This window comes from Intestinibacter sp. (genome assembly GCF_022780145.1).
Taxonomy (GTDB): Bacteria; Bacillota; Clostridia; order Peptostreptococcales; family Peptostreptococcaceae; genus Intestinibacter.
Genome location: NZ_JALEXO010000046.1, coordinates 1 through 10,491, shown reverse-complemented (window position 1 = coordinate 10,491; position 10,491 = coordinate 1). Strand labels below are relative to the sequence as shown.

General features: G+C 28.6%; 7 protein-coding genes. 2 read left to right on the top strand and 5 right to left on the bottom strand.

Annotation, left to right across the window (positions count from 1 at the left end; genetic code table 11):
* The first annotated feature begins 94 nt into the window (after nt 1-94).
* Both MR593_RS01775 and yfcE read left to right on the top strand, forming a co-directional pair.
* Entirely contained in the window at nt 95-895 is an 801-nt protein-coding gene (locus tag MR593_RS01775) for an NAD(+)/NADH kinase (RefSeq protein WP_290686347.1), read from the top strand.
* A gap of 22 nt (nt 896-917) precedes the next feature.
* Entirely contained in the window at nt 918-1,484 is a 567-nt protein-coding gene (yfcE, locus tag MR593_RS01770; RefSeq protein ID WP_290686345.1) for a phosphodiesterase, read from the top strand.
* A gap of 69 nt (nt 1,485-1,553) precedes the next feature.
* On the opposite strand, the gene MR593_RS01765 is transcribed toward yfcE, so the two are convergent.
* The 5 genes from MR593_RS01765 to MR593_RS01745 form a co-directional block, all read right to left on the bottom strand.
* Nucleotides 1,554-2,804, bottom strand: coding sequence for an HlyC/CorC family transporter (locus MR593_RS01765; protein ID WP_290686343.1), 1,251 nt, complete (start codon nt 2,802-2,804; stop codon nt 1,554-1,556).
* Nucleotides 2,805-3,032: 228 nt separating this feature from the next.
* Entirely contained in the window at nt 3,033-4,550 is a 1,518-nt protein-coding gene (locus MR593_RS01760; protein ID WP_290686341.1) for an ATP-binding protein, read from the bottom strand.
* A 201-nt stretch (nt 4,551-4,751) separates the two neighbouring features.
* The gene (locus MR593_RS01755) at nt 4,752-5,042 is read right to left on the bottom strand and encodes a hypothetical protein (RefSeq protein ID WP_290686338.1); all 291 of its coding nucleotides are present in this window, start codon (nt 5,040-5,042) and stop codon (nt 4,752-4,754) included.
* A gap of 594 nt (nt 5,043-5,636) precedes the next feature.
* Nucleotides 5,637-9,167, bottom strand: a complete 3,531-nt coding sequence (locus MR593_RS01750; RefSeq protein ID WP_290686335.1) for an AAA family ATPase — start codon at nt 9,165-9,167, stop codon at nt 5,637-5,639.
* Nucleotides 9,168-10,364 carry a metallophosphoesterase family protein gene (locus MR593_RS01745; RefSeq protein ID WP_290686332.1) on the bottom strand — a complete coding sequence of 399 codons (1,197 nt, stop codon included), beginning with the start codon at nt 10,362-10,364 and terminating at the stop codon, nt 9,168-9,170.
* Nucleotides 10,365-10,491 lie beyond the last annotated feature (127 nt).

Genomic DNA, 10,491 nt, shown 5'->3' with positions numbered 1-10,491 from the left:
AATCATGAAAAATATTATATTTATAATATTAATTCTAAACAGTTATAGTTAATAACAATCTGTGTTATAATACTTGTTATAAAGAGGTGGGATAATGGAAAGAATTATTACAATTAGCTCAAATAATCTACCAAAATCTATAACAACTAAGGATATTTTAACTGAAAAATTGCAAAATGCAGGATTTACAGTTTGTGATATACTCCATCCCCAAACGGAATTAATAATTTCTATAGGAGGAGATGGTTCTTTTTTACAAACAGTACACGACTTTGAATTTCCAGAGGTTCCTATTTTAGGAATAAATACAGGGCATCTAGGATTTTTCCCTGATTTTTCTCCATCTGATATAGATCTTTTCATCGAATCTTATTTAATGGGAGATTACATAGTTCAAGAAATTCCTGTACTTCAATCAACTGTCTGTACTAAATCTAATTGCAATGATGTTTTCGCCATAAATGAAGTTGTAGTAAAGGGATATAAATCCAGAACTATACATCTATCACTTGGTATAAATAACCATCACGTACAAAACTTCAGTGGCGACGGTCTAATAGTTTCAACTTCTACAGGCTCTACAGCATACAATTATGCAGCTAGTGGAAGTATAATAGACCCAAGTATAAATGTAATGCAAATTACACCATTAGCACCTATAAACACAAATGCATACAGAAGCTTTACTTCTAGTATTATTTGTTCAAAGGATTCAATTGTAAAAATATCACCAGAGTATAGATTTGAAGATTCAATATTAATAATTGTTGATGGGGTAGAATATCAATTTAAGCAAATAGTCAGTATTTCGACATTTGTTTCTGATTTAAAAGTCAAATTACTTAGAATGTCAAATTACGAATTTTGGAGCAGAGTAACTGAAAAGTTCTTATAAATTTTATTTTAGGAGGATAATTATGAAGATAGGTGTAATGAGCGACACTCATGGTAGCTTACCTTATTTTGAAAAAGCATTAGACTTATTAAAGGACTGCGATGTGATTTTCCATATAGGAGATGTACTTTACCACGGTCCAAGAAACGATTTACCTGAAGGATACAACCCTAAAGGAGTAATCGAAAAAATAAACAACGTAGACAACATTTTAATAGCTAGAGGAAATTGCGACGCCGATGTAGATCAAATGGTTATAAAACATCCTATACAAAGTCCTTACGTTTTAACTCAATTTGGAGAAATAAGATTTTTATTAAATCACGGATATCTAGAATCAAAGGAAGAAATCATAAAAAAAGCTAAAAACATGGGCGCAGATGTATTAATTTTAGGACATACTCATGTAAAAGAGCTATTTATAGATGATGGACTAATAGTTCTAAATCCAGGGAGCACTTCTATTCCAAAAGATGGAAGTCATTCTGTAGCCGTTATAGATATTATACCTGTTGAAGATAATCACGATGAATTAGATTTAAACATAGATTTAATAGATATAAATACAGGCGAAATAATAGAATTGTAAAAAACAATTAAAAGCCTAAATTAGATTCAAATCTAATCTAGGCTTTTTTAATTCAAAAAAATTTCGATACTATATAAATATTCTAATTTTATTTATTCTGTTTTTATCGATGCTTTCTATATTGAACTTGACATTTTCAACTTCTATTAACTCATTTTCCTCTGGTATACGTTTTAAATATCCTATTATAAAACCACCTATAGAATCAAATTCCTCTGATTCTAGATTGATTCCAAGTGTTTCATTTACATCGATTATCTTAGTACTACCTTCAACTAAATATTCATTTTCACTTACTTTTACGATTTCCTCTTCTTCCTCGTCGTATTCATCATCTATATCGCCGACGATTACCTCAACTAAGTCCTCTATAGTAAGCAATCCAGCTGTTCCGCCGTATTCATCTACTACTATAGCCATTTGGCTTTTTTCTTTTTTCATCTCTTCAAGGAGCTGAGTTATCTTTTTAAATTCGTAAGTAAAAAATGCCTCTCTAATGTAATCTTTTATATTAAAATTTTCTATCTCTTCATCGCTTAAGAAAATTATATCCTTTACATTTAGTATTCCCACAATATCGTCAATACTTTCTTCGTATACAGGTAATCTACTCAATTTTTCACTTTTGAACATTTCTATGATTTCATCATAGCTATCTTCTATATTTACAGCTACCATATCTAATCTTTGAACCATGGCTTCTTTAGCTTGCATATCTCCAAATTGGAAGACATTATTTATTATTTCACGTTCTTCCATCTCAAGCACGCCCTCTTCATGGCTTACATTTACCATAGTCTTCAATTCTTCTTCTGTAATAAATGGTTTAACACCATCGTTGTCAATTCCCATTAATTTAAAAATTACCCCTGTTAAAAGATTGAACACCCAAACTAGAGGCTTTGCAATCTTCATAACTAAATTAATCGGCTTAGCTACTAGTACTGCTACTTTTTCTGGCTTATTTGCTGCAATAGTTTTAGGAGTTATTTCTCCAAAAATTAAAACAAGAACTGTCATGACAGCTGTAGCCATAGCAACCCCTTGAGATCCAAATATACTCATAAACAAAGCTGTAGAAACTGATGTAGCAGCTATATTTACTATATTATTTCCAACTAAGATTGAACTAAGTAAATCACTAGACTTCTCTATAAGAGAGCCTACTAGCTTAGCTCCTTTTACACCTTCGTCTTCCATATATCTAATTCTAATTTTGCTAAGCGACATTAAAGCTGTCTCAGATGCTGAGAAAAATGCCGATCCCGCTAATAAAAACACTAGTAATACAATCTGTAATACACTTTCGGTCGAACCCAACCTTTACCACTCTCCTAATTTTTAAAATTTTATAATGTATAATAAATTATAATAATATGCTTCAAAAAAATCTACCTTGATTCAATAATATTTAGGTTAAGATTTTTTATTAGTACTAATTATAACATAAATGCAAGTAATTTACCATTTCGAAAACCAGTTAATATTCTAATATTCTTTTATCTTATTATAGTTATATTATATGAACTTATTGTTAAAATAATAAAATTATTTGCCAAATAATTTATCAAATAATATTCTATTTTTCTTTTGTGCATCACTTAATAATTTATCATATGAAATTATTTCCACATATGCATTTATATCTCTAGAATCATTATAGCCAAAATACCCCATACCATCGACAGTTCTATTAAGCCTATAGCTACTTGCATTCTTTTTTAATTGTTCTGTTATATCTGCTATTATATATAAATAAAAAGAAGTATTTTCATTTACCATTAATGGTCTTTCATTTCTATCTTTTTTCAATCCAGCTCTTATTTCTCTCACATAATCATATACCTGTTCTATTGGATTACTATTATCGCTATAATCATTTCTCATTGCTCTTTTAAACTCTATAATTGTCAATGAATTATAAGGTTTATTAGTTTCATCTGAAATTAAAATAGTTCTATCCATAATTAACGAATCTTGTCTACTAATAGAATCTGAACTTACTACATCTATATTTTTCATAGGTTTGTCTGATGCTAAATAATAATGATAAGATAGCTTTTCATCAATAATCCACAAATTATGTTTATCGTAACTAACTTCATCAGATGTTGTTTTCATTGGGAAAATTAAGTTATGTATATATTCTTCCAATGGATATTTACCTGTTTCTTCAGATAAATTAATAGCATTTTCTAACAAATCTAATACCACTTTTCTATGAGCAATATATTCAGCTAAAGAAGATTTTCCTCTATCATTCTCCATTTCAATATACCTTTGATAAGATTTTTTATATTCTTCTAAATCCTTAATATCTTTAGGTTTATTGTTTTTCAAAAATATTTCACTTTTTTCTTTTAAATCCCTATCTATTTCTTGTTTTATCTTGAACAATTCTATTTCTAAGTCTTCATCTTTTATATTTGGAGAAATTTTATTCAATGCATCCTCTTTATATTTTAATATAATTCTATATTGTGGTTTTTCCTTACAAATATAATTTCTTATTCTTTGATCTTTTTTAATTTTTATAGGTTCTACATAATCTTTTAAATACTCATTTATTATATCTATAGTTTTTTCTTCTATTTCTTTCATAGAAATTTTTTCACCTAATATTCTTTTTTCATTCATTTTAAAACTTGTTCTATCATCACTTATATTTTTATCTAATAAATCTGCACTTATGTAAGCTGAATATTTAAAACTTTTTTCTCCATCTTTAAAAAATCCAGTAGCATCTGGTATTATTTTATCTAGTTTTTTGGTTTGAACCTCTCTATTATTAGCACAAAAATGTATTCTATGATCTTGTTTCTTTGTATCATACATTTTAACATGTGTTATTTTAAATTCTTCATCTCCTACATAATACTTATCTGTTTTAGTATTTACATTAATATCTTCTGTAAATAAGTCATTCAAATTTAAAATATCTTCATCATCTTTTAATATAACCTTTGGACAATTTTCAGTTAAAAAATATGATAAGCAATGTTCTATAATTTTTAAACCTATATGATTCAAACTTTTTCTAGTTTTATCTGCATACATTGGCTTCAAATCTTCTAATACAATTTTAGTTACACGATTTTCATTTGTATCTTCAATTTTTTTATTTTTTATAGGATCATCATCTAAACAAAAATCAAATTATATTTTTTTATTTTTATCATTTTCTTCATATATACTTTCAATTCTTATATTTTTAAATGATTTTAGCCATAGAAATCTACCTATCCCTTTTCCACCTTTAGCAAGCTTCTACGTTGAATCAGATGTATTAAATGAATTGAAATTTTCTTGATTAAATCCTATACCGTTATCCTCTATTTCAAATTTATTTATAGGATATATTTGTATTTGTTTATCATTGTCAGAGAATACCATCTGAGAGTAATCTCTGTACAATGTTATTTTTATATACGTTTCTTTTTTATCTTCTAATTCTTCAATTGATTGAAAAGAGTTTACTATACTTTCATATAATGGTAAAAAGCATTTATCTTTTGGTAAATTCATCTTCTCAATTCTACCTTTTATATCTACCTTCATAAAATCAGCTCCTTTCAATATTTTTATTATATATTTATTGATTTTAATATTAAATTAGTAGTATATATAATATTATTTTAAAAAATATATTAATTCAATCTTTTTTTTATTTATTATCTATTAATTAAGCAATTTTCATACAACTTTTAATAAACTCTGATTATGATTATTTAGATCTATAAATAAATATTACAATATATTCTTTAAAAGTCAATATTATATCAGAACAAATGTTTGTACATATATTTTCTTACAAAATAAAATATTGAAATTTCAACAAAAAAGAGGCACCTACAAGGGGGAAAGATTGTAGATGCCCAAAGATATATACTTATTAGGGGGAGAGATATATATATAATTTCCGCTCTCATATATAATTCTTGCCTAAAACTCTAATATATATACATTTTATTAATAAAATTTTTTAATTTTTTATCCGTTTCTATCAACAGGGGAGTTAAGAAAAATATTTTAAATTTTTCTTAATATATAATATGAAAAATCATACAATATGATACAAAAATAGACAAAAAAACAGTAAATTTTCTATTTTAAAGGGCACCTACGATATCCATCTATAGATGCCCTGTTTTTTTAACTATATTCTATATTTATCTTAGATCCACGGCCTCCATCATTAGGAGTGACTATTAACTTAACCGGAACTCTATTTTTAAGCTCGTCGACGTGGCTTATTATTCCAACGCTCAATTTTTCGTTGTGAAGCTTCTCTAGAGATTCCATGACTACATCTAAAAGCTCGTTATCTAATGAGCCAAATCCTTCATCTAAGAAGAAAAATTCAAGCGGAGCGCTACCCTTAAGCTGTATTTGAGATGATAATGCAAGAGCAAGTGCTAATGATGTCAAGAAGGTTTCTCCTCCTGATAGAGTTTTTATACCTCTTCTCAATCCGCCGTTGTAGTTATCCCTCATGACAAAATTCAGATTGTCGTCTATTTCAAGTACGTATCTACCTTTTGTCATTTGGTCTAATCTCTTAGATGCCTCTATAACTATATATTCAAGCTGGTTTTTAGCTACAAACTCTACGAATCTCTTTCCTTGGAGTAATTTTTCGATTTCCTTTAGCAATCCTAGGTTATGTCTAGATTCGTCTAACTGCTTTTGAAGTCCTTTAACTGTCTTTAAATTCTTCTCTAAAGTCATGACCTCATTTTGTTTTGCACCTATTTCTCTAGTTATTTCGTCTATTTCATCTCCCAATTTGTATTTATTTTTTTCTAAATCTAAAAATTCGTCTAGTTTTACAGTTCTTCCGTTTAATTTTTCTTTTAAATTTTGAATTTCCAATGATATAGCTTTTTCTTCTTTTTCGAAAAATTCTATCTCATCCTTTAATCGCTCTCTTTGCTCTTCATCTATAAGTGAATTTTTTACAGCGTAAATGCTCTCGAATTTATATTCAAATAAAAGCTCATTTAAAGTCGCCTTTGAAGACTTGTATTTGATTTGTGATTCTTCTAATTTACCTTTTACTTCACTTATTTTTGATTTTAGCTTTTCATTTTTGTATTTTTCGTCCTCAACTTGGACTCTTAATTTCGCCTCTGCTGAAGTTATTCTATTTATCTCGTCTATTATATTATCTAAAAGGTATTTTGGATTTTGACCCTTTGTTATAGAGTTAAATTCAGCTTCTTTTTGAGATTTTTCCTTTAAATTACTTTCATTTTCCTTATTCAAATTAGATATATTTTTATCTATTTGTGTAAATAAATCTCTTTTTTCCTTTAAATTCAACTCTATCTTTTCTTTTTTGTCCTTTAAAACGGCGTTTTTTTGGTCTATTTCCTCTATAGCTCTAGAATTTTTATTTATTTCATCTACCTTTTCTTTTAAGTTTTCTATTTTTAAATTAGATATCATATATAGATACTGTTTTTTTAGTGAATCGTAGTTTTTATTTATTTTTTCTACGTTTTCTTTTAAAGCTTTTAAATTATCGCTCTTATTTACTATATCTTTGTTTAATTCTATCTCTTCTTTTTCCTTTTTATTTTTTATTTGCTCTAATTCTTTTATCTCTTTTTCTAAGTTTTCTTTTGATTTAGTCCAGTCTTCAATTTTTTCTCTTAAAGATCTTACTTCTTTAGATAGAGTATTTAAATCCTTACTTAAATCTATTGATTTTGAATCGCCAATTTCAGATTTGACATCTGCTATCGATTCCTCAGTCATGCTTATAGTGCTAGTCAATTTGCTTTGTTCTCTTATAGCCTCATCGTATTTTTTACTTTGAGCGTTTATTTTTTCTTCAACTTTTATCATTTGGGCTTCTATGTAGTCTATTTTTTCGTTGTTATTTACTACATGCGAATCTGGATGGTGGATAGAACCGCAGACTGGACAAGGACTTCCATCTTGCAATCCACTTTTTAATTCGTTAGCTAAATTTAGGAATTTTTGCTCATTTAAATCTTTTTCTAAACTCGACTTTTCATTTTTATATTTTTCTATAGATTCCTTTATCGATTTTATCTCTCTATCTACCTTATACTTTTCTTCTTTATCTTTATTTAATTTTTCTTGAAACTGGTTTAACTTGCTTTCATTTTGTAATGTTTTATCGTATAGAGATTTTAAAGTTAGAGCCTTATTTGATTTTAAAACTATCTCATCGTTAGTTCCTGGGCATTTTGAAACCAAAATTTCGTATTTTTCATTTGCATTTTTTAAGTTAATTTTTGCATCCTTAGTTGAATTTTGCATATAACTAAATTTGCTCTTTAAATCTTCTAACTCCTTAGATAAAACTGGTATATTTTGTTTATTTTCTTCAAATTCCTTTTTAACTCTTAAATATTCCTTTTCAACTTCAAAAGCCTTGTATACTTTTTCTTTAAAATCTTCACTAGTCTTAAGTAAAGATATTTTATTTTCATTTTCCTTGATTGAGCTATTTATCTTAGAATTTTCTTCCTCTAGTACAATTATCTCTTTATTAAGTGAATTTTTCTCTCTATCAAAATCGTAAACCTTAGCTTTTAACGATTCTATTGCAGATACTACTTCTTTTATTTGGTTTTCTATTATTATAGCTCTCTCAAATTTTTGCTTACTAGCTATCAAACCTTCTAGCTTACTGTCCTTTTCCTTTTGAGCTTGCTCGTATCTAACTTTAGTAGATTCATATTCTCTATTAGAGGCTGTGAATTCGCGATTTAAATTTTCAAGTGTCAAGCTGTACTCAGATATAGATTTTTCAAAATCCTGTACATTTTTTATATGAGGATCTACTATCTTAGCGTGTCCTGAGCGCTCGATTTTAACTTTATTTACTTCTATTTCATCGATCTTTTGGTCTAACTTAGCCTTTCTATTTTCCTTTTCTTCTAGAGATTGTTGATATCCTATAACCCCTCTGTATTCGTTGTATTTCTTCTCTGTATCCTCTAACTCTCTTTTTTTGTCTCTAGAAGTAGCTTGAAGTTCTGTCAAAGCTTTATAAGTTTCATCAAATACCTCTTGGGTAGTTCCTTCATATTGTAAAAGGCTGTTTTCTAAAACCTCTATCTCCACAATCTTTGAATCTTTTCTTTTCTTAACCTTTTCAGTCAAGGATTTTCCATATTTCTCAAGGTTAAAAATTCTCTCAAGCATTTCTCTTCTCTTGCTGTCATCTAATTGTAAAAATTCACTGAACTTACCTTGTGGCAAGACCACTGATCTAGTAAAATCAGATGAAGTAAGACCGACTATATCTACAATAGCCTTGTCTACTTGAGTTTTTTTCTCTGCTATAACTGTTTTATTTCCGTCGTCGTGTACTTCAACTAGTGTGGCGCTGTATGAATTAGCAGCTCCTGATTTATTTCTATTTAAAATTCTCTCGACCTCATATCTCTTTTTATTGTGCTTATTTCCTATTTCAAATACGTATCTTATTACAGCTCTGTTACAAGATGTATTTATATATTCATTTGTATCTCTAGATATATTTCCATACATGGCTATAGTAATTGCATCTAGTATAGTAGATTTACCACTTCCAGTTTTTCCGAAAATACCAAACAATCCTCTAGAAGTCAATTCCTCAAAGTCTATAACCTGCTTTTCTATATAACTATTTAACCCACTTATCTCTAATCTAATCGGTTTCAATTACTCTTCACCCTCTTCTTCAACAATATGTAAAAATAAATCTAATAACTCGCCTTTAGGCTCTACTTTATTTCTAAATTTATAATATTCAATGAATAATTCCTTCATTGTCTTTTCCCTCATATCTATATGTTCATATTCATAATTGCTGTTTATTATAGGTTTGATTTCTATAATGTCTTTTAGCAAACTCTTCATCTCTTTTATATCATTTTGGCTTATTACTTCCTCTGTCGTTATTTCAAAGTAAGACCAAATGTCTTTTTCCTTGTTTTCCTCGCATATATTTAGAGCTTCTTCTATACCTTTGCATTTAAATACTTCTATCGGTTTGTAATTTTTGAAGTAGATATCTTCTATTATAGGATCTAATCCTGGATGAATCTCTACTATTTTAGCTCCTTTGGCGTAAAGTCTCTCACTTTTGCTGTATTGAAGTGGAGAACCGCTGTAGTATGCATTTAATCTTTCAGATGCCTTTTGAGGCTTATGCAAATGTCCTAAAGCTGTATACTGTGAATTTTGTGGGAGGTCGTTTTTTTGAACAAGTAGACTTCCACCTAATTCTATAGGTCTCTCTGAATCTGTAGATTCTCCTCCGACTACAAATAAATGCGATACTGCTATATTTACACTGTCCTCTTCAAAATTTTCTTCGAGACTTCTAAATATATCTCCTACCTTTTGACTGTAGGAAACTTGTTTTTCTCTTTCAGTGTCTCCCTTTATAACCTCGTTTAATCTTTTTTCACTTGGATATGGTAGAGTCAATAGAATTACTTTTTCTCCGTTGAAGTTGAACTTAGTACATCCCTCTAAAGCCTCAGTTATTTCAAAACCGCTGTATTTCGCCACATTTGTCTTGCTAAGCGGATACCCAAATACTAATATCCCCATTTCTTCTGCTAGTGGCGTGATTGCAGATAATCTCTCGGGATTGTCGTGGTTTCCTGAGATTACGACTACACATCTCTTTCCATTATCAGAAAGCTTGCATACAGTTTTGTAAAATAGCTTTTCAGCTGCAGCTGGAGGATTTGATGTGTCGTAAATATCTCCAGCTATTATTACCATATCTATATTATTTTCTTCGACTACAGTCACAAAATCATTTAAAAACATCTCTTGTTCTCTAAGTCTACTGTTTCCCTCTAGTGTTTTTCCCAAGTGCCAGTCTGATGTATGAATAAATTTCATTTTTCTCTCCTTTAAACCTTTATCTCTTGATTTATGCTAAATAAATACAAATACTTTTCCTTTACTGTTTTCCCCGTCAATATAGAAAGCGCCTCTGCATAAATATCTAATTGCTTTTTGTACCTGT

Coding starts and splice junctions, on each gene's coding strand:
- MR593_RS01775 (WP_290686347.1), top strand. CDS start 95: ATGGAAAGAATTATTACAATTAGCTCAAATAATCTACCAAAATCTATA.
- yfcE (WP_290686345.1), top strand. CDS start 918: ATGAAGATAGGTGTAATGAGCGACACTCATGGTAGCTTACCTTATTTT.
- MR593_RS01755 (WP_290686338.1), bottom strand. CDS start 5,042: ATGAAGGTAGATATAAAAGGTAGAATTGAGAAGATGAATTTACCAAAA.
- MR593_RS01745 (WP_290686332.1), bottom strand. CDS start 10,364: ATGAAATTTATTCATACATCAGACTGGCACTTGGGAAAAACACTAGAG.